Raw genomic sequence first — 16,270 nt, forward strand, 5'->3', positions numbered from 1 at the left:
TCCGTGAAGGTCCCCATACAGTAGCGCCTGATTCTATAGCCAAGGCGTAGCCCACGTGACTGAACTGTTAGTTGTCATCACCATTACCGTCTTTGCGGTACTCAGCCCCGGGGCCGACTTTGCCCTGGTCACCCGCAACAGCCTGATGCTTTCGCGGCGTCACGGAGTGCTCACCGCGCTTGGGGTCGGCCTGGGCGTCATGCTGCATGTTGGCTACAGCCTGTTGGGGGTGGGCGTGCTGCTGCAACAGTCGCCGCTGGGGTTCACCGCGCTGAAGATCGCCGGGGCGATGTACCTGATCTACCTCGGGTTCAAGTTGCTGCGCAGCCCGGTGCCCAGTAGGCAGGACGCCTTTGCTGGGCGGGTGGTGATGTCAGGTGCGGCGGCCTTGCGCAGTGGCCTGCTGACCAATGCGCTGAACCCCAAGACAATGATTTTTGTCCTCAGCCTGTTCATGCAGGTGATCGAGCCGGGGACCGCCTTGCCGGTGCAACTGGGCTACGGCGCGATCATCGTTCTGGTCCACGTCGTGTGGTTCGTGGTGGTGGCGCTGTTTTTCTCGGCGCCGGCCATTGCTGGCCGGCTGCTGGGCTACAAGCGCCGGATCGACCAGGTGTTCGGCGCCGTGCTGGTGGGTTTTGGCCTGTTGCTCGGTGTCCTGGGCGCCAGGCCCTGAGGCCTTTCAGGTGCTTTCCCGAATCCGCAGTTCAAAACCCATGTCGACCACCGGCTCGGCCACGCTGTTGCCGGCCAGCAGGGTCAGCATCTGTTCGGCGGCGCGGCGGCCGATGGCTTCGCGCGGTGTACTGATGCTGCTCAGGCGCGGCACCATGTACTCCGAGGATGGCAGGTCGTTGAAACCCAGCACTGCCACTCGCTCGGGGACCTTGATGCCGCAGCGCATGGCTTCCAGCAATGCACCCTGGGCCAGGTCGTCGTTGCCGAAGAAGATCGCGTCCACCTGGGGCTGGCTCTGCATCAGGTGCAGGAACATCTCGCCGCCCAGGCCCACGGAGGAGGGGCGTGGGGTGAGCAGTTCCAGGTCGGGGTTGTACAGCCCGGCTTCTTGCAGGGCTCGGCGAAAGCCTTCGCCGCGCAGCAGGGTCCGCTGGTCCAGCTGCGCGCCGATGTAGGCCAGGTGCCGGCGACCACGGGAGATCAGGTGGCGGGCGGCGGTTTCCCCGGCGCTCAACTGCGAGAAGCCTACGCAGTTGATCCCGGAGGCGGTGTCCAGGTCCATCATGTAGACGCATGGAATGTTGTTCGCCTCGATCATCCGCCGAGCACTTTCGGTTCGGTCGAAACCTGTCAGCAACAGGCCGCGCGGCTGGTAGGTCATGTAGTTGCGCAGCAGGTTCTCTTCTTCGTCGCGGGAATAGTGATAGTTGCCGATCAGCACTTCGAAGCCCTTGGGTCGCAGCACCTGGTGGATGGCCTCCAGGGTTTCGATGAACAAGAGGTTCGACAGCGACGGCACCAGCACCACCACCGACTGGCTCTGGGCCGAAGCCAGGGCGCGGGCTGCGGAGTTGACCACGTAGTTGAGCTCCAGCGCCGCCTTCTGCACCCGCTCCACCAGTTCGGTGGCCACGCTGCTGACGCCGCGCAGGGCTCGGGATGCGGTAATGGGGCTGACGCCGGCCAGGCGCGCGACTTCGTTGAGGGTAGGGCGGCCCGTGGTGCGGGTATTTTTATCGTTCTTCTGGGTGGTCATCAGACGGCTTGCCAAACAAAATTCAAGTCACTAAGGTAGCGCTGTCCTGAAACAGCTGCAATGCGTGAGCGGGGTGTGCCTGACTCCTCGCTCTTTGGTTTTGCGGACTATATACGCGGCAACCCACAAAAATGACAAGAAGGCGTCGGCAGACACTGTTTTTGTACTAGAACTAGAATTAGCGAAGGTAGCGCTGTCTGCGCGCTGAGGTCTTATATGAGTCAACCTATTACCGCCCTGGTCATCATGGGCGTTGCCGGCTGTGGCAAATCCAGCGTCAGCCAGGCCCTGTGCCAGCGCAGCGGTGCCACGGCCATTGAAGGCGATACGTTCCATCCTGCCGCGAACATCGCCAAGATGAGCGCCGGAATTCCCCTCGACGACGACGATCGTGCTGGCTGGCTCGACAGCCTGTGCGAGGAACTGCGTCGTGCCCTGGCTGCCGGCCAGCGCCCCGTGCTGACCTGTTCGGCACTCAAGCGCAAGTATCGCGAACGCCTGCGCGCCGCCACCCCGGGCCTGGGCTTTGTCTTTCTCGAACTGACGCCGCAAGTGGCCGCCGATCGCGTGGCGCACCGGCCAGGGCATTTCATGCCTTCGACCCTGATCGACAGTCAGTTCGCCACCCTCGAATCCCCGGTGGGAGAGCCGCTTACCCTGGCGCTGGATGCCAGCGTCCTGAGCGTCCAGCACCTGGCCGAACTGGCCAACCAATGGTGGCTGGAAAACGGCCTCGAAACTTCACGCTAAGTGTTGCCTCGAAACAGGTAGCGCTATCCCACTCGGCCCTTGTTTTTAACGCTTTAATAAAAACAACAAACCGGAGGCACACTCATGTTTGGCATGTCCCAAGAGACCTATCTGCTGGTTGATGCAGTGGTCACCATCATCGGGCTGATCGTGTTGATCACCCGTTTCAAGCTGCATCCCTTCATCGCCCTGATCATCGCGGCCGGTTTCCTCGGCCTGACTTCGGGCATGCCCGTGGACAAGATCATCAAGGCGTTCCAGGACGGTTTCGGTGGCGTGCTCGGTTTCGTCGGCATCATCCTGGCCCTGGGCACCATGCTCGGCAAGATGATGGCCGAGTCTGGCGGTGCCGATCAGATCGCCCAGACCCTGATCCGCTCGTTCGGCAAGGAGCGGGTGCAGTGGGCGATGATGTTCGCCGCCTTCCTGGTGGGCATCCCGCTGTTCTTCGAGATCGGCTTCGTGCTGCTGATTCCGCTGGTGTTCATTGTTGCAAGGCGTACCGGAGTCTCGCTGATCAAGATCGGCATCCCGCTGCTGGCCGGCCTGTCGGCGGTGCACGGCCTGGTGCCGCCGCACCCGGGTCCGTTGCTGGCCATCGGCGTGTTCGGTGCCGATATCGGCAAGACCATTCTCTACGGCCTGATCGTGGCGCTGCCCACGGCGATCATCGCCGGGCCGATCTACGGCACCTTCATTGCCAAGTACATCCCTGGCAATCCGTCCCAGGAGCTGGTGGATCAGCTGGCCCGTGAACCCCAGAGCAGCGAGTTGCCCAGCTTCGGCGTGACGCTGGTGACCGTGCTGCTGCCGGTGTTCCTGATGCTGCTCAAGACCTTCGCCGACGTGGCGCTGCCGGACGGACACTTCTTCCGCATCTGGATGGACATGATCGGTCACCCGATCACTGCCTTGCTCCTGGCGCTGCTGCTGTCGCTGTACACCTTCGGCTACAAGCAGAACATCGACTCCAAGCGCATGCTCAAGCTGCTGGATGCGAGCCTGGCGCCCACGGCGGCGATCATCCTGATCATCGGTGCCGGTGGCGGTTTCAAGCAGATGCTGGTGACCAGCGGCGTGGGTGATGTGATCGGCCACATGGCGGTCAACGCGCAGATCTCGCCGATCCTGCTGGCCTGGCTGGTGGCGGCGGTGATCCGGATCGCCACCGGTTCGGCCACCGTGGCGACCATTACCGGTGCCGGCATCGTGGTGCCGGTGGTGGGGATGATTCCCGGGGTCAATCGCGAGTTGCTGGTGCTGGCCACCGGTGCCGGGTCGCTGATCCTGTCCCACGTCAACGATGCCGGCTTCTGGCTGGTCAAGCAGTACTTCAACATGACCGTGGCCGAGACGTTCAAGACCTGGACGGCGATGGAAACCATCCTGTCGGTGGTGGGGCTGATCTTCATCCTGCTGCTGTCGCTGGTGGTCTGACTTCCCGCGCTACGCCGCCCACAAAAAAACCGCATCGCTGCGGTTTTTTTGTGCCTGTTCGGCCGTAGGAGCGAGGCTTGCCCGCGATACAGATGCTGCGGTCCGGCTGGCTCACCGCGTTATCGTTCATCGTGAGCAAGCTTCGCGCCTACGGGATCCGCGCCACTTCGGCCGGATCAGGCGCCCTTGGTCACCAGGCCATCGGCCCGGAACATGCCGCGGATGCCGCGCACGGCCTGGCGGATACGGTCCTGGTTCTCGATCAGGGCAAAGCGCACGTGGTCGTCGCCATACTCGCCGAAACCCACGCCCGGGGAGACGCAGACCTTGGCCTCGGCCAGCAGTTTCTTGGCGAACTCCAGCGAGCCCAGGTGGGCGTAGGCCTCGGGAATCTTGGCCCAGACGTACATCGAGGCCTTGGGGTTCTCCACCATCCAGCCCAGCTCGTGCAGCCCCTTGACCAGCACGTTGCGCCGCTGCCGGTACTGCTCGGCGATGTCCAGCACACACTGCTGGTCGCCTTCCAGGGCCGCGATTGCCGCCACCTGCAGTGGCGTGAAAGTGCCGTAGTCGTGATAGCTCTTGATTCGCGCCAGGGCGCTGACCAGCTCCGGGTTGCCGACCATGAAGCCGATGCGCCAGCCGGCCATGTTGTAGCTCTTGGACAGCGTGAAGAACTCCACAGCGATGTCCTTGGCGCCAGGCACCTGCATGATCGACGGGGCCTTCCAGCCGTCGTAGACGATGTCGGCATAGGCCAGGTCATGGATCACCAGCACGTCGTACTGCTTGGCCAGGGCGATCACCCGCTCGAAGAAGTCCAGCTCCACGCATTGGGCGGTGGGGTTGGACGGGAAGCCGAGGATCATCATCTTCGGCTTGGGGATCGAACCGCGAATGGCCTGTTCCAGCTCGGCGAAGAAGTCCACGCCGGGCACCAGCGGCACCGAGCGCACCTGGGCGCCGGCAATCACCGCGCCATAGATGTGGATCGGGTAGCTGGGGTTGGGGACCAGCACCGTGTCGCCCTGGTCCAGGGTCGCGAGCATCAGGTGCGCCAGGCCTTCCTTGGAGCCGATGGTGACGATGGCTTCGCTTTCCGGGTCGATATCGACCTGGTAACGCTCCTGGTACCAGCGGGAAATCGCCCGGCGCAGCCGTGGGATGCCCTTGGAGGTGGAATAGCCGTGGGTGTCTTCGCGCTGGGCAACCTGCACCAGCTTCTCGACGATGTGCGGTGGAGTCGCGCCGTCGGGGTTACCCATGCTCAAGTCGATGATGTCTTCGCCGCGCCGACGCGCAGCCATCTTCAGCTCGGCAGTGATATTGAAAACGTAGGGGGGGAGTCGATCGATGCGCGCAAAGCGGCGCGGCGAACCTTGGTCGGCCATTGTTGCCTCGAGAGTACGTAAGCGCCCGGAACCGTCCGAGCGACGTTGGCCACTGCGGTGGCCTGCGGGGCAGACGATAAGGGCGTCGGCGGCGACTTGTCCAGAGGGGCGAAAAATTATTTTGCAGGCCACACGGGCATTTGCGAGAGCCCGGGCTTTGTCGCTATAACGTGCACGCTTCTTGCTGGCTCTGGCCGCGAGAGGGGCGGGCCAGGCGGGTTTTCCCGGACTCAAGCGCCCCCGGCGAGCCTTCGAACAACAGCAGTACATGGGATGGATGATGGAATTTACCAGCGGCTTCTTGCTCAGCCTTTCGTTGTGCCTGGATATCGGCGTGGCCAATATCGCGATGATCACCCTGGCCATGCAGCGTGGTTACTTCCAGGGCTTTTGCCTGGGCCTGGGGACCTGCGTCGGCGACCTGGTCTACGCGCTGTTGGCACTGGCCGGGATGACCGTGCTGCTGCAGTACGAGACGGTGCGCTGGGTGCTGTGGCTGGGCGGCTCGGCGCTGTTGGTGTACTTCGCGGCGAAGATGATCTACGCCGCGATCCATCACGATGCGCTGCTCGACACCAGTGGCGAGGTAGACCCGGGCTCGCCGCGCAAGGAGTTCCTGCGGGGGATCTTCCTGGCCATGTCCTCGCCCAGCGCAATCCTCTGGTTCGCCGCAGTGGGTGGCACCCTGATCGCCCGATCCGGAGGCGGCAGTACCGCCGATTCCGCGTTGTTCCTGGCCGGTTTCTTCTGCGCCGGGCTGACCTGGACAATGGGCTTGTGCCTTGCTGCGACCCAGGGCGGCAAGCTGCTGGGCGACAAGCTGCTACGCTATTCCTACCTGGCATCTGCAGCGATCTTCTGTTATTTCGCGGTGTACGTGATTCTATCGGGTTACCACGAATTCATCGTCGGGCCTCGGCCGCTCGACCTTCCGGCGCTCTGATCCAGGCCCTGGCCACAGGCTTCTATACTTGCCTGCGAACCCATTTTTTAGCGGCAGGAGTGGTACTCATGGATGAGCAAGAACAAGGTGCAGGCCCGCAGCCACGCTTCGAAAGAGGGCATTTCCTGCTGGTCGCCGGCTTCAGCCAGTATTTCACTCCAGCCAATACCCAGGTGATCGGCCAGCTGTGGCAACGTTTCATTCCCCATATCGGCAAGGTGCCCGGGCAAGTGGACGACGTGACCTACGGCGTGTGCTGCAATCCTGATGGACAAGGCGGCTTCGAGTACATCGCCGGGGTGCAGATCAGCAAGCTCGACGACTTGCCCGAACACTATCGCTGGATCGAGCTGCAGCCGCAGCAGTACGCAGTGTTCGAGCACACTGGTTCATTGCAGCAATTGCCCCGGACCTTCGACTACATCTGGCAGACGTGGCTACCGCAATCCGGCCACCAGGCTGCCGATACTCCTTGCTTCGAGCGCTACAGTGCTGATTTCAATGCCGACACCGGGCAGGGCGCCCTGGAAATCTGGCTGCCCCTCAGCACGGCTTGAAGCTTGTGGGGCGCCCACGCGTTGTCCGTCCCTGGCACTGCTGATCGAACTGCAGGCGGGTTACCGCCTGGTGGGGCTCTGGGCGCGGGCGGCAGTGTCACTGGGCGCCCGCTTGTCGCGACGGCGTTCGTGCAGGAAGTCGAGGTAGAAGGTGATACCGCCGAAGAGGGCGATGGCGAGCAAGATGAAAAAACCGATCTGGGCAGAGCTCATGGTCTAGGTCCTTGGCAAGACGCGGCGAAGCGGACCGGAGCCGGTCGCGAAGCGTCGGGGAGCTGATAGATAGTCCCTCTGCGCGAGCCTGGCCAGGGCTTATATGAAAGCTTTACGCTGCGGCCAGCGAACGCTATGCCGGTCATACACAACGCCGGGTCCTTGCTAGAATCGGCCACCCTCAACTGACTTCAGGCTGCCGTTCCATGACCGCTCCGACCCCGTTGATTCGCACAGTCCTGCCTGCCGACCTGGACCGCTGCTTCGCCATCGAGACCCAGGCCTATGAAGGCGACGAAGCGGCGACCCTGGCCAAGATCGCCACCCGTATCGCCACCTGGCCCGAGGGCTTCATCGTCGCCGAAGTCGAGGGCGTGGTGGCCGGTTTCATCAATTCCGGCGCCACCTTCGAGGTGCAGATGGCCGATGAGGCCTTCAAGGAACTGGTCGGCCACGATCCGGCAGGCTCCGAGGTGGTGATCATGTCGGTGGTGGTGCATCCGGACTTCCAGGGCCTGGGCCTGTCGCGACAGTTGCTGGAGGCGTTCATCGCGCGGATGGCCGCAGCCGGCAAGGCGCGTATCCACCTGATGTGCAAGGAGCGCCATGTGCCGCTCTACGCGCGCTTCGGTTTCGTCTACCTCAAGGCCTCGGCATCGGATCACGGCGGCATGGCCTGGCACGAGATGGTGCGAGCCCTGTAGGAGCGAAGCGTGCTCGTGATGCTCGTCAACGGTAGCGCGCATTGACTGGGTAAACGCAGCGCTCTGACGTCCATCGCGGGCCAGCCTCGCGTTTGCCATTTCCTTGACTGATCGGCATTACGCTATGTCGCGGCCTTTTTTTCACGTGCATTGTCGATTGTGTGAAATCCCAGGCGACTAGGGATGAATCGAGCAGCTTGCTCGGTGACATCCATTTCACGTTCCGAGGAATTTCGCCATGTCCAACCCATCCAGTGAAGCCCGCGTACGCAGCCTGATCGAGCACTGGCAACAAGCAGTGATGGCCAGGGATATCGAGCAGATCGTCAGCTTCTACGCCGATGACATCGTTTCCTTCGATGCGGTCGGCGCCTTGCAATTCAAAGGCAAGGCGGCCTACCGGGCGCATTGGCAGGCCTGCATGGAGGTCTGCCCCGGGCCGGGTATCTTCGAGTTCCACCAGTTGCAGGTAAGGGCCAGCGATGAGCTGGCGTTCGCCCACTGGCTGGCCCATTGCGGCGGTACCGATGCCGAAGGGGTGAGCAAGGCCTGCTGGATGCGGGTGAGTGCGGCCTACCAATGCCTGGGCGGCCAATGGCAGGTGGTGCACGAGCACTGGTCGGCCCCCTTCGACATGGCCACCGGCACCGCTCTGTTCGACCTTGAACCCTGAGAGGCGGCGGGTTCGCCAAAGGTGAAAACAGCGACCATAGTTGATCGGCCGATCACGGAGACGTCCCATGAAATATCTATGCCTGGTGTATAGCGACGAACAGCAACTGCACAGCTTGCCCGACAGCCCTCGGGATGCCGAATGCCTGGCGTACGCCGAGTCGGTGCGCGACAGCGGGCGGATGCTCGCCGCCGAGGCCCTGCAATCGGTGCAGACCGCCACCACCGTGCGCATGCGTGGCGGCAAGCTGTCGATTACCGACGGCCCGTTCGCCGAAACCAAGGAGCAACTGGCCGGTTTCTACCTGGTGGAGGCCAGGGACCTCAACGATGCACTGCAGATTGCCGGGCAGATCCCGGCAGCCCGGGTCGGCAGCGTAGAGGTGCGCCCGGTGCGCGAGCTCAACCCTTGATAAAAACAAACCTGAGGAATTTGGCGATGACTTTGCAGACTGCGGGCCGTGCGCCCGCCGAACATGAGCTGTCCATCAGCCAGTTGATCGATGCCCCGCGCAGCAAGGTGTTCCGTGCCTGGACCGAGCCCGCGCTGTTGGCGCAATGGTGGGGACCGCATGGCATGACCACCCCCGAGTGCGAGATGGACTTGTGGGTCGGCGGCCAGTTTCGCACCCTGATGCGCGCGCCCGATGGCAGCGAGTATCCGACCATGGGCGTGTTCCTGGAGATCGACGCACCGTCGCGACTGGTGTTCACCGATGCCTTCCTGCCGGGCTGGATTCCGTCGGGCAAACCGTTCATGACCGCCGAAGTGACGTTCGAGGAGCAGGATGGCAAGACCCTCTACACCGCCCGCGCCATGCACTGGAGCGAAGCCGACCGCGAGGCCCATGAGGCCATGGGTTTCCATGAGGGCTGGGGGCAGAGCCTGGAACGCCTGGTGACCTTGGTGACCCGGGGCATGCCGGACTGATGTCGGGCCAGTCCGGGGTGGCGGTGAAGGCACGGGTGGAACAGGTCTACCGCGAGCAGTCGCGGCGCATTCTCGCCACCCTGATCCGGTTGCTGGGGGATTTCGACCTGGCCGAGGAGGCCTTGCATGAAGCCTTCTTCGTGGCCGTGGAGCGTTGGCAGGATCACGGCATCCCGGACAACCCCCGGGCCTGGCTGGTGTCCGTCGGGCGCTTCAAGGCCATCGATGCGTTGCGCCGTCGGGCGCGCTTCGCCGCTTCCCAGGTGGCCCTGGCCAGCCAGCTGGAGCAACTGGAGCAGGAGGATTGGAAGGGTGAGGACGTGCAAGACGATCGCCTGCGCCTGATCTTCACCTGCTGCCACCCGGCCTTGGCGGCGGATGCCCAGGTGCCGCTGACCCTGCGGGAGATCTGCGACCTGAGCACCGAGGAAATCGCCCGGGCCTTCCTGGCGACACCGGCCACCATCGCCCAGCGCATCGTGCGCGCCAAGGCGAAGATCCGCGATGCAGCGATTCCCTACCAGGTACCCGCGCTCAACGAGCTGCCCGAGCGCCTGGAGAGTGTCCTGCGGGTGGTCTACCTGGTGTTCAACGAGGGGTACTCGGCGTCCCTGGGGGCCGAACTCACCCGTGAGGACCTGACCCGTGAAGCGATCCGGCTGGGGCGCCTGTTACTGGAGCTGCTGCCGGAAGCCGAGGTGATGGGGCTGCTGGCCTTGATGCTGTTGCACGAGTCGCGGCGGGCGGCACGCATGGGGGCCGATGGCGAGTTGATCCTGCTGGAAGACCAGGATCGCTCCTTGTGGCAGCAAGCGCTGATCGATGAAGGCTGTGCACTGGTGGAACAGGGGCTGCGGACCGGGCGTGGCGGGCCTTATTGTCTGCAGGCGGCGATCGCCGCAGTGCATGCCGAAGCGCCCGTGGCCGGGCAGACCGACTGGCCGCAGATCGTTGGCCTGTACGATGTGCTGCTGCGCCTGCAACCTTCGCCGGTGATCGAGCTCAACCGCGCCGTGGCCCTGGCCAAGCGCGACGGTCCAGCGGCCGGGCTCGCCCAGGTGGAACAGATCCTGCGGCGTGGCGATCTGGCGGACTATCACCTGGCCCATGCCGCGCGTGCCGATTTCTGTCGTCAGCTGGGGCAGCTCGAGGCGGCCCGCGAGTCCTACCTGCGGGCCCTGGAGCTGGTGCGGCAGGCGCCGGAGCGGCGTTTTCTCGAACGCCGCCTGGGTGAGTTGTAGCCTCGATCAGCCGAGCATCCGCTGCAGGAACCAGCTGCCGGCCGGTCCCGGAGGGTGCAGGCGCGACCAGAGCGCATCCACCACTACCGGGCGCGGCCAGCCCCGGACCTTGAGTTCCTGCAGCCTGCCGGCGCCAAAGTTGTCCACCAGCCAGCGCGGCAGCGGCGCCCAGCCAAAGCCGCCCTGGGCCATTTCCATCAGCATCAGGTAGCTGGGGGCCGACCAGACCCGGCCCTGGGTCCGGTTGTCATAGGGGTTGAGCACGGTCGCCAGGCGCAGTTCGCGGTGCTGACGCAGGGCCTGCTGATCCACCTGGTCGAGCCTCGCCAGGGGGTGCTGGCCCGAGACGAACAGCGATACTTCGCCGCGTTCGTCCATGGTCTGGTGCTCCAGATCCGCGGGGTAGTCGGGCCGCCTCTCGGAGAAGCCCAGTTGGGCTCGGCCGCCCTGCACCAGGGCGATCAGGTCGTCGCATTCGGCGATCAGGCATTCCAGCTCCAGTTCCGGGTACCGCTGCTCGAACGCATTCAGGCAGTTCTCGAAAAGATCCGACTGGTAGGTGTCGGACAGGGCCACGGTGAGTTTCGCCTCGATACCCTGGGACAGTTGGCTGGCAGCCATTTCCAGGCGGCCGGTAGCCGCGAGGACTTCCTCGGCACGCTGCAGCAGCACATGCCCGGCGGGGGTCAGGCCGGGCTTGCGGCTGGAGCGGTCGAACAGTTGCACATCAAGGTCGATCTCCAGGCTGGCTACCGCCGCGCTGATGGTCGACTGGCTTTTGCCGAGCTTGCGCGCGGCGGCGGAAAACGAGCCCTGGGTCGCGGCCTGGACGAATGCCAGGAGCACTTCGTTGGATGCCATGAAGTATCGCCATGATCGATGGTTATTGGTTATGAAGTATCGATCGTATCCTGGAAGATCGCCAGCGTCTTCATTTCAGGAGCCAGGCCATGAGCCTTCACAAGTCCCTCACCGAACGCATTGCCCAGGCTGTCGCCTTCGAATTGCTCGCGCTGCTGATCTGTACTCCGCTGCTGTCCTGGATCATGGACCGGCCCATGGTCGACATGGGCGTGGTCACCCTGGGCATCGGCCTGCTGGCGCTGGCCTGGAACGTACTGTTCAACAGCCTGTTCGATCGGGTGCTCAAGCGCCTGCGGATCGCCCATGGTGGCTGGACACGAGTGGTGCATGCGCTGCTGTTCGAAGGCGGGCTGGTGGCGGTCGCGGTGCCGTTGATCGCCTGGTGGCTGGGAATCAGCCTGTTGCAGGCATTGATCCTCGACATCGGCGTGCTGCTGTTCTTCCTGCCCTACACCTACCTCTACCACTGGGCCTACGACGTCCTGCGCGACAAGTGGCTGCAGGCGCGCCTGGCCCATTGAGTCCGGCCTCAGGCCTGGCGGTACAGGCCCTCGATGACCGCCAGGTAGGCCTCCAGGGCCCGGGGCACTTCCTCCAGCAATAACTCACGCTTGAGCTCCTGCTGTTCCTGGGCCCGCTGGAACAGGCCCAGGGGCAGGCCGAGCAGTGCCTGCACATGGGTTTGCCGTTGCCGGACGCTGGCCCGGGGCAGACGCACCCGCAGCACCCGGTCGTAGGCGCTCTGCATCTGCGCGTGCAGGTCCGGGGCCTGTAGCTGGCCCAGGGCGTAGGCCGGGTTGAGCATTTGCAGCAGGTCCGGGTGCTGCTCGATGTACTGCAGCAGCGGCAGGGCGATCTGTTCGATCACCTGCCGGGAACTCAGGCTCCGCCAATGACTCTCATCGACGGCATCCAGCGGTTCGGCAATCGCGCTCATGGCGGCAACATGGCCCTGGGCCAGGGCTTCGAGCACTTGCTGCTTGTCGCTGAAAAAGTGGTAGAGCGAGCCGATGGAGGTACCAGCCTCTCGGGCAATGCCGTGCATGGTCAGGTTCGATACGCCCTGGTGGACCAGCAACCGGGCGCAGGCCTCGAGGATGGCCGTGACCCGCAGGTGGCCACGAGTCTGCTTGGGGGTGCGCTGTTGCCTGGTGGAGGAGGGCGTGGAATCGGTCATGGTCGGCGAAATTTTTCGGGGCGCCTATTATGGCGTAGATGGCAGCATCGAGTCCTCGGATAAAACTAGACACCACCCTCTACTTTTGCTGAAAATACCTGGCGGCGAGAGCCTGCCTCTGTACTTGCCGATCTTCCGACGTCCTGAAGACCATGACTATTTCCCGCAACTGGATCATCTGTGAACACTGCGACTCACTGTACGAGTCCGTGCCGCTGGGCAAAGGCCAGGCGGCGCAATGCTCGCGCTGTGGAGCGCTGCTGGCCCGCGCCCGGCACTTGAACGTGCAGCAGCTGTTCGCCCTGTCGATCACGGCCGGGTTGCTGTTCGTCTTCGCCAACTTTTTCCCGGTGATCAAGATCAGCCTCGAAGGCCTGAGCAACGAAGCAACGCTCTGGCAATCGGTGGAAGCCCTGGCCCAGGGGCGCATCAGCCTGATCGCCGCCGTCACTGGCTTGACCATCATCCTCGCCCCCGGCCTGCAGATCGCCCTGCTGTGCTGGGTGCTGGGCTTCGCCAATTTCGGTCGCGCCGCGCCAGGCTTCAAGGCCAGCATGCGGGCCCTGGAGCACCTGCGGCCCTGGAGCATGCTCGAGGTCTGCCTGCTGGGAATCCTGGTGGCCATCGTCAAGCTGGCGGGCATGCTCGACGTGCATCCCGGGCTGGGGCTGTGGGCCCTGTCGATGCTGACGGTGCTGATCATCCTGATTTCCGGCAAGGACATCCGCCACCTCTGGGATGACCTGGAGGGTCGCTACTGATGAGCGCGCCCCCCTATGCCCGGGACCACCAGCTCAAGCTGTGCCACACCTGCGGCCAGGTCTGCCAGCAGGCCGACCACTACTGCCCGCGGTGCGACTCGGTGGTGCATGCGCGCAAGACCAACAGCCTGTCGCGCACCTGGGCACTGCTCCTGGCCAGCCTGATCTTCTACATCCCGGCCAACCTGCTGCCGGTGATGCACACCAACATCTTTGGCAACGCCAGCGAAAACACCATCATGAGTGGCGTGGTGGAGTTCTGGAAAGCCGGCTCCTGGGATATCGCGCTGCTGATCTTCGTCGCCAGCGTGGTGGTGCCGGGCATCAAGTTCTTTGTTCTCGGCATCCTGTTGGTGACCTGCCAGCGCCGCTCGCGCTGGGCTCAGCGCGAGCGTGCCAAGCTGTATCGTTTCGTCGAGGTGATCGGCTACTGGTCGATGCTCGATGTGCTGGTGGTGGCCCTGGTGGCGGCCCTGGTGCAGTTTCGCGCCCTGAGCTCCATCGATCCACGCATGGGCATCCTGTTTTTCGGTTTGGTGGTGGTGCTGACGATGTTCGCCGCCATGAGTTTCGATCCCCGGCTCATCTGGGATGTAGAGGTTGAAGATGTCTGATCATCCAGGTTCCAACGCAGCAAGTCCCCAACCCGCCCCTGGTGCCCCGGCGCTGCGTACACGGCGCTTCAACGTCTCGCTGGTCTGGCTGGTGCCCATTGTCGCGGCCCTGGTGGGGCTGTCGATGGTGGTCCACAAGTCGATGTCGGCCGGGCCGGAGATCAGCATCAGCTTCCAGACCGCCGAGGGCCTGGAAGCCAACAAGACCCAGGTCAAGTACAAGAACGTGGTGATTGGCAAGGTGACCTCCATTGCCTTGAGCGATGACCGGCGCAAGGTGGTGGCCAAGGTCGAGCTGGACCAGTCCGCCGAGCCTTTCACCGCCGAGGACTCGATGTTCTGGGTGGTGCGCCCGCGCATCGGCGCCAGCGGGGTTTCCGGCATCGATACCCTGTTGTCCGGGGCTTTCATCGGCGCCGATGCCGGCCGCTCGGACAAGCGCAAGGACAGCTTCAAGGGCCTGGAAACCCCGCCGCCCATCACCTATGGCCAGAAGGGCAAGCGCTTCACCCTGCACACCGATGACCTGGGGTCCCTGGATATCGGCTCGCCGGTCTACTACCGGCGCATCCAGGTTGGCCAGGTGGTGTCCTTCCAGTTGGCCAACAGCGGCAAGGGTGTGGATGTGAAGATTTTCGTCAACGCGCCCAACGACAAGTACGTGACCACCGACAGCCGGTTCTGGAACGCCAGCGGCGTGGATGTGACCCTCGGCGCCAATGGCCTGAAGGTCAACACCGAGTCGGTGTCGTCGATCCTCGCCGGCGGCATTGCCTTCGTCGAGCCCAAGTACAGCCCCAACGCCAAGCCGGCCGAGGAAAACGCCGAATACAACCTGTTCGGCGACCAGGACACGGCCCTGGCGCCACCGGACGGTGCCCCGTACTACATCCGCATGCGCTTCGACCAGGCGCTGCGTGGCCTGGCCATCAACGCCCCGGTGGAGTTCCTCGGGGTGAACATCGGCAAGGTGGTCTCCATGGACCTGGACTACGACGAGCAGCGCAAGTATTTCCCGACCCTGGTCGGCGCGGTGATCTATCCCGAGCGCCTGGGCAAGGCCCATGAAAAACTGGTGAAGCAGGCTGGTGGCGAAGACGACGCCCGCTCCGCGCAATTGATCGGTGCCTTCGTCCGCAATGGCCTGCGGGCCCAGGCGCGCAGCGGCAACCTGCTGACCGGTCAGCTGTTCATCTCCTTGGACTTCGTGCCCAACGCCAAGCCCGTGGCCTACAACCCCAGCGCCCGGCCGCTGGAGATCCCTACCGTCCCGGGCAGCCTGGACAAGTTGCAGGAGCAGCTGCAGGCGACCATGGACAAGATCAGCAAGCTGCCGATCGACTCCATTGCGGCCAACCTGGACGCCAGCCTGGCGGAAATGAACAAGACCCTGAAGCAGGTCAACGGCCAGGTATTGCCGCAGATGCGCGAGACCCTGGAGCAGTCGAAGAAGACCCTGGCCAGCGCCAACGAGAGCTTCTCCGAAGACTCGCCGCAACGCCAGAAACTCGGCCAGGCCATGGAGGAGGTGCAGCGCACGGCGCGCTCGGTACGAGTCCTGACCGACTTCCTCGGTCGTCATCCGGAGGCGCTGATTCGTGGGCGCCTCAAGGACAATCAACCGGATGCCTACTCGTCTTCATCCTCCTCCGTTCGCGAATCCGTACCGGAATCCCAGCCATGAAAACCCGTGCCCTGTTGTTGAGCCTGACCCTGGGACTTGCCGCGTGCAGCTCCGCGCCGACCCATTACTACACCCTGATGCCGCCCGTGGCCGAAGGCGCCGCACCCGTCGCATCGGGCCTGCAGTTCGAGATGTCCACGGTGCGGATCCCGGTCCAGGTGGACCAGCCGCAACTGGTGGTGCGCCAGGACAGTGGCACCCTGGCGATCCTGGAAACCCAGCGCTGGAGCGCACCCCTGGTGGATGAGTTCCATGACGCCCTGGCCAGCCAGCTGGAGTCGAAGCTGGGCACCCGCAATCTCGAAGGCCTGCCGAAACAGCCAGGGCGTCCGGTCCTGTCATTGCAGACCGATGTGCGTCGCTTCGAGTCCCTGCCTGGGCGTTATGCGCTGATCGATGTGGTCTGGAGCCTGCGCCAGCGCAGCGAGGGCAAGCCGGCGCGCAGCCTGACTTGCAGCAGCCAGATCCGCCAGCCATCGGGGGTCGGGCTCGGTAGCCTGGTGCAGGCCCACCAGCAGGCCATCGCCCAACTGGCCGGGCAGATTGCGGGCGCCGCCCAGCGCTGGACCTGCCCCTGAGCCAATGCAGGCTGCGCCCGGACGCGTAGCGGCCGCAAT

Annotated in this window: 20 protein-coding genes; 15 read left to right on the plus strand and 5 right to left on the minus strand. The window is 64.0% G+C overall.

All coding sequences use genetic code 11. The features are described 5' to 3' along the window. Positions 1 to 55: 55 nt before the first annotated feature. On the plus strand, positions 56 to 676 hold the full coding sequence (locus LGQ10_RS26935; RefSeq protein WP_226523719.1) for a LysE family transporter: 621 nt from the start codon (positions 56 to 58) through the stop codon (positions 674 to 676). A 6-nt stretch (positions 677 to 682) separates the two neighbouring features. Here the strand turns inward: LGQ10_RS26935 and LGQ10_RS26940 are convergent, their stop codons facing one another. Further along, positions 683 to 1,714 carry a LacI family DNA-binding transcriptional regulator gene (locus tag LGQ10_RS26940; protein ID WP_058433324.1) on the minus strand — a complete coding sequence of 344 codons (1,032 nt, stop codon included), beginning with the start codon at positions 1,712 to 1,714 and terminating at the stop codon, positions 683 to 685. Positions 1,715 to 1,930: 216 nt separating this feature from the next. Here LGQ10_RS26940 and LGQ10_RS26945 point away from each other — a divergent pair, with 216 nt between their 5' ends. Together LGQ10_RS26945 and LGQ10_RS26950 are read left to right on the plus strand one after the other, a co-directional pair. Then, entirely contained in the window at positions 1,931 to 2,464 is a 534-nt protein-coding gene (locus tag LGQ10_RS26945) for a gluconokinase (RefSeq protein ID WP_226523720.1), read from the plus strand. An 84-nt stretch (positions 2,465 to 2,548) separates the two neighbouring features. Continuing rightward, on the plus strand, positions 2,549 to 3,901 hold the full coding sequence (locus LGQ10_RS26950; RefSeq protein ID WP_058433322.1) for a GntP family permease: 1,353 nt from the start codon (positions 2,549 to 2,551) through the stop codon (positions 3,899 to 3,901). Between the two features lie 176 nt (positions 3,902 to 4,077). On the opposite strand, the gene alaC is transcribed toward LGQ10_RS26950, so the two are convergent. After that, positions 4,078 to 5,292: an alanine transaminase gene (gene alaC / locus LGQ10_RS26955; protein WP_058433321.1), complete on the minus strand. Its 1,215-nt coding sequence runs from the start codon at positions 5,290 to 5,292 to the stop codon at positions 4,078 to 4,080. Between the two features lie 280 nt (positions 5,293 to 5,572). Here alaC and LGQ10_RS26960 point away from each other — a divergent pair, with 280 nt between their 5' ends. Beyond that, positions 5,573 to 6,235 carry a LysE family translocator gene (locus LGQ10_RS26960; RefSeq protein WP_226526207.1) on the plus strand — a complete coding sequence of 221 codons (663 nt, stop codon included), beginning with the start codon at positions 5,573 to 5,575 and terminating at the stop codon, positions 6,233 to 6,235. 68 nt (positions 6,236 to 6,303) lie between these two features. Then, entirely contained in the window at positions 6,304 to 6,792 is a 489-nt protein-coding gene (locus LGQ10_RS26965) for a GyrI-like domain-containing protein (RefSeq protein WP_058433319.1), read from the plus strand. A 60-nt stretch (positions 6,793 to 6,852) separates the two neighbouring features. Here LGQ10_RS26965 and LGQ10_RS26970 read toward each other — a convergent pair whose 3' ends face one another. Then, positions 6,853 to 7,005, minus strand: coding sequence for a hypothetical protein (locus tag LGQ10_RS26970; RefSeq protein ID WP_226523721.1), 153 nt, complete (start codon positions 7,003 to 7,005; stop codon positions 6,853 to 6,855). Between the two features lie 206 nt (positions 7,006 to 7,211). On the opposite strand from LGQ10_RS26970, the gene LGQ10_RS26975 reads away from it, so the two are divergent. The 5 genes from LGQ10_RS26975 (at position 7,212) to LGQ10_RS26995 (ending at position 10,553) form a co-directional block, all read left to right on the plus strand. Next, positions 7,212 to 7,709 carry a GNAT family N-acetyltransferase gene (locus LGQ10_RS26975; RefSeq protein WP_226523722.1) on the plus strand — a complete coding sequence of 166 codons (498 nt, stop codon included), beginning with the start codon at positions 7,212 to 7,214 and terminating at the stop codon, positions 7,707 to 7,709. A 238-nt stretch (positions 7,710 to 7,947) separates the two neighbouring features. Beyond that, positions 7,948 to 8,382 carry a YybH family protein gene (locus LGQ10_RS26980; protein WP_226523723.1) on the plus strand — a complete coding sequence of 145 codons (435 nt, stop codon included), beginning with the start codon at positions 7,948 to 7,950 and terminating at the stop codon, positions 8,380 to 8,382. Between the two features lie 67 nt (positions 8,383 to 8,449). After that, entirely contained in the window at positions 8,450 to 8,794 is a 345-nt protein-coding gene (locus tag LGQ10_RS26985) for a YciI family protein (RefSeq protein WP_058433316.1), read from the plus strand. A 26-nt stretch (positions 8,795 to 8,820) separates the two neighbouring features. Then, positions 8,821 to 9,312: an SRPBCC family protein gene (locus LGQ10_RS26990; RefSeq protein ID WP_058433315.1), complete on the plus strand. Its 492-nt coding sequence runs from the start codon at positions 8,821 to 8,823 to the stop codon at positions 9,310 to 9,312. Further along, positions 9,312 to 10,553: an RNA polymerase sigma factor gene (locus LGQ10_RS26995; protein WP_058433314.1), complete on the plus strand. Its 1,242-nt coding sequence runs from the start codon at positions 9,312 to 9,314 to the stop codon at positions 10,551 to 10,553. The genes LGQ10_RS26990 and LGQ10_RS26995 overlap by 1 nt, the downstream gene beginning before the upstream one ends. Positions 10,554 to 10,559: 6 nt before the next feature. Here the strand turns inward: LGQ10_RS26995 and LGQ10_RS27000 are convergent, their stop codons facing one another. Beyond that, positions 10,560 to 11,414 (minus strand): LysR family transcriptional regulator, encoded by an 855-nt coding sequence (locus tag LGQ10_RS27000; protein WP_226523724.1) that lies wholly within the window; start codon positions 11,412 to 11,414, stop codon positions 10,560 to 10,562. A gap of 89 nt (positions 11,415 to 11,503) precedes the next feature. On the opposite strand from LGQ10_RS27000, the gene LGQ10_RS27005 reads away from it, so the two are divergent. Further along, positions 11,504 to 11,938 (plus strand): multidrug/biocide efflux PACE transporter, encoded by a 435-nt coding sequence (locus LGQ10_RS27005; protein ID WP_226523725.1) that lies wholly within the window; start codon positions 11,504 to 11,506, stop codon positions 11,936 to 11,938. Between the two features lie 8 nt (positions 11,939 to 11,946). Here LGQ10_RS27005 and LGQ10_RS27010 read toward each other — a convergent pair whose 3' ends face one another. Continuing rightward, positions 11,947 to 12,594, minus strand: coding sequence for a TetR/AcrR family transcriptional regulator (locus LGQ10_RS27010; protein ID WP_058434973.1), 648 nt, complete (start codon positions 12,592 to 12,594; stop codon positions 11,947 to 11,949). A gap of 152 nt (positions 12,595 to 12,746) precedes the next feature. On the opposite strand from LGQ10_RS27010, the gene LGQ10_RS27015 reads away from it, so the two are divergent. From LGQ10_RS27015 to LGQ10_RS27030, 4 genes are read left to right on the plus strand one after another with little or no spacing between them, the layout of a single operon-like run. Continuing rightward, on the plus strand, positions 12,747 to 13,355 hold the full coding sequence (locus LGQ10_RS27015) for a paraquat-inducible protein A (protein ID WP_058434972.1): 609 nt from the start codon (positions 12,747 to 12,749) through the stop codon (positions 13,353 to 13,355). Beyond that, complete coding sequence (locus LGQ10_RS27020) at positions 13,355 to 13,969, plus strand: paraquat-inducible protein A (protein WP_058434971.1); 615 nt, start codon at positions 13,355 to 13,357, stop codon at positions 13,967 to 13,969. The genes LGQ10_RS27015 and LGQ10_RS27020 overlap by 1 nt, the downstream gene beginning before the upstream one ends. Then, the gene (locus LGQ10_RS27025; RefSeq protein WP_058434970.1) at positions 13,962 to 15,653 is read left to right on the plus strand and encodes an intermembrane transport protein PqiB; all 1,692 of its coding nucleotides are present in this window, start codon (positions 13,962 to 13,964) and stop codon (positions 15,651 to 15,653) included. Before LGQ10_RS27020 ends, LGQ10_RS27025 begins: the two co-directional genes overlap by 8 nt. Continuing rightward, the gene (locus LGQ10_RS27030; RefSeq protein ID WP_226523726.1) at positions 15,650 to 16,231 is read left to right on the plus strand and encodes a membrane integrity-associated transporter subunit PqiC; all 582 of its coding nucleotides are present in this window, start codon (positions 15,650 to 15,652) and stop codon (positions 16,229 to 16,231) included. Before LGQ10_RS27025 ends, LGQ10_RS27030 begins: the two co-directional genes overlap by 4 nt. Positions 16,232 to 16,270: the final 39 nt, after the last annotated feature.

Source organism: Pseudomonas sp. L5B5, assembly GCF_020520285.1.
In the GTDB taxonomy this organism is placed as follows: domain Bacteria; phylum Pseudomonadota; class Gammaproteobacteria; order Pseudomonadales; family Pseudomonadaceae; genus Aquipseudomonas.

Excerpts from the sequence above, each read along its gene's own strand:
- LGQ10_RS26940 (WP_058433324.1), bottom strand. The coding sequence starts at position 1,714 with ATGACCACCCAGAAGAACGATAAAAATACCCGCACCACGGGCCGCCCT.
- LGQ10_RS26945 (WP_226523720.1), top strand. The coding sequence starts at position 1,931 with ATGAGTCAACCTATTACCGCCCTGGTCATCATGGGCGTTGCCGGCTGT.
- LGQ10_RS26950 (WP_058433322.1), top strand. The coding sequence starts at position 2,549 with ATGTTTGGCATGTCCCAAGAGACCTATCTGCTGGTTGATGCAGTGGTC.
- alaC (WP_058433321.1), bottom strand. The coding sequence starts at position 5,292 with ATGGCCGACCAAGGTTCGCCGCGCCGCTTTGCGCGCATCGATCGACTC.
- LGQ10_RS26960 (WP_226526207.1), top strand. The coding sequence starts at position 5,573 with ATGGAATTTACCAGCGGCTTCTTGCTCAGCCTTTCGTTGTGCCTGGAT.
- LGQ10_RS26965 (WP_058433319.1), top strand. The coding sequence starts at position 6,304 with ATGGATGAGCAAGAACAAGGTGCAGGCCCGCAGCCACGCTTCGAAAGA.
- LGQ10_RS26970 (WP_226523721.1), bottom strand. The coding sequence starts at position 7,005 with ATGAGCTCTGCCCAGATCGGTTTTTTCATCTTGCTCGCCATCGCCCTC.
- LGQ10_RS26975 (WP_226523722.1), top strand. The coding sequence starts at position 7,212 with ATGACCGCTCCGACCCCGTTGATTCGCACAGTCCTGCCTGCCGACCTG.
- LGQ10_RS26980 (WP_226523723.1), top strand. The coding sequence starts at position 7,948 with ATGTCCAACCCATCCAGTGAAGCCCGCGTACGCAGCCTGATCGAGCAC.
- LGQ10_RS26985 (WP_058433316.1), top strand. The coding sequence starts at position 8,450 with ATGAAATATCTATGCCTGGTGTATAGCGACGAACAGCAACTGCACAGC.
- LGQ10_RS26990 (WP_058433315.1), top strand. The coding sequence starts at position 8,821 with ATGACTTTGCAGACTGCGGGCCGTGCGCCCGCCGAACATGAGCTGTCC.
- LGQ10_RS26995 (WP_058433314.1), top strand. The coding sequence starts at position 9,312 with ATGTCGGGCCAGTCCGGGGTGGCGGTGAAGGCACGGGTGGAACAGGTC.
- LGQ10_RS27000 (WP_226523724.1), bottom strand. The coding sequence starts at position 11,414 with ATGGCATCCAACGAAGTGCTCCTGGCATTCGTCCAGGCCGCGACCCAG.
- LGQ10_RS27005 (WP_226523725.1), top strand. The coding sequence starts at position 11,504 with ATGAGCCTTCACAAGTCCCTCACCGAACGCATTGCCCAGGCTGTCGCC.
- LGQ10_RS27010 (WP_058434973.1), bottom strand. The coding sequence starts at position 12,594 with ATGACCGATTCCACGCCCTCCTCCACCAGGCAACAGCGCACCCCCAAG.
- LGQ10_RS27015 (WP_058434972.1), top strand. The coding sequence starts at position 12,747 with ATGACTATTTCCCGCAACTGGATCATCTGTGAACACTGCGACTCACTG.
- LGQ10_RS27020 (WP_058434971.1), top strand. The coding sequence starts at position 13,355 with ATGAGCGCGCCCCCCTATGCCCGGGACCACCAGCTCAAGCTGTGCCAC.
- LGQ10_RS27025 (WP_058434970.1), top strand. The coding sequence starts at position 13,962 with ATGTCTGATCATCCAGGTTCCAACGCAGCAAGTCCCCAACCCGCCCCT.
- LGQ10_RS27030 (WP_226523726.1), top strand. The coding sequence starts at position 15,650 with ATGAAAACCCGTGCCCTGTTGTTGAGCCTGACCCTGGGACTTGCCGCG.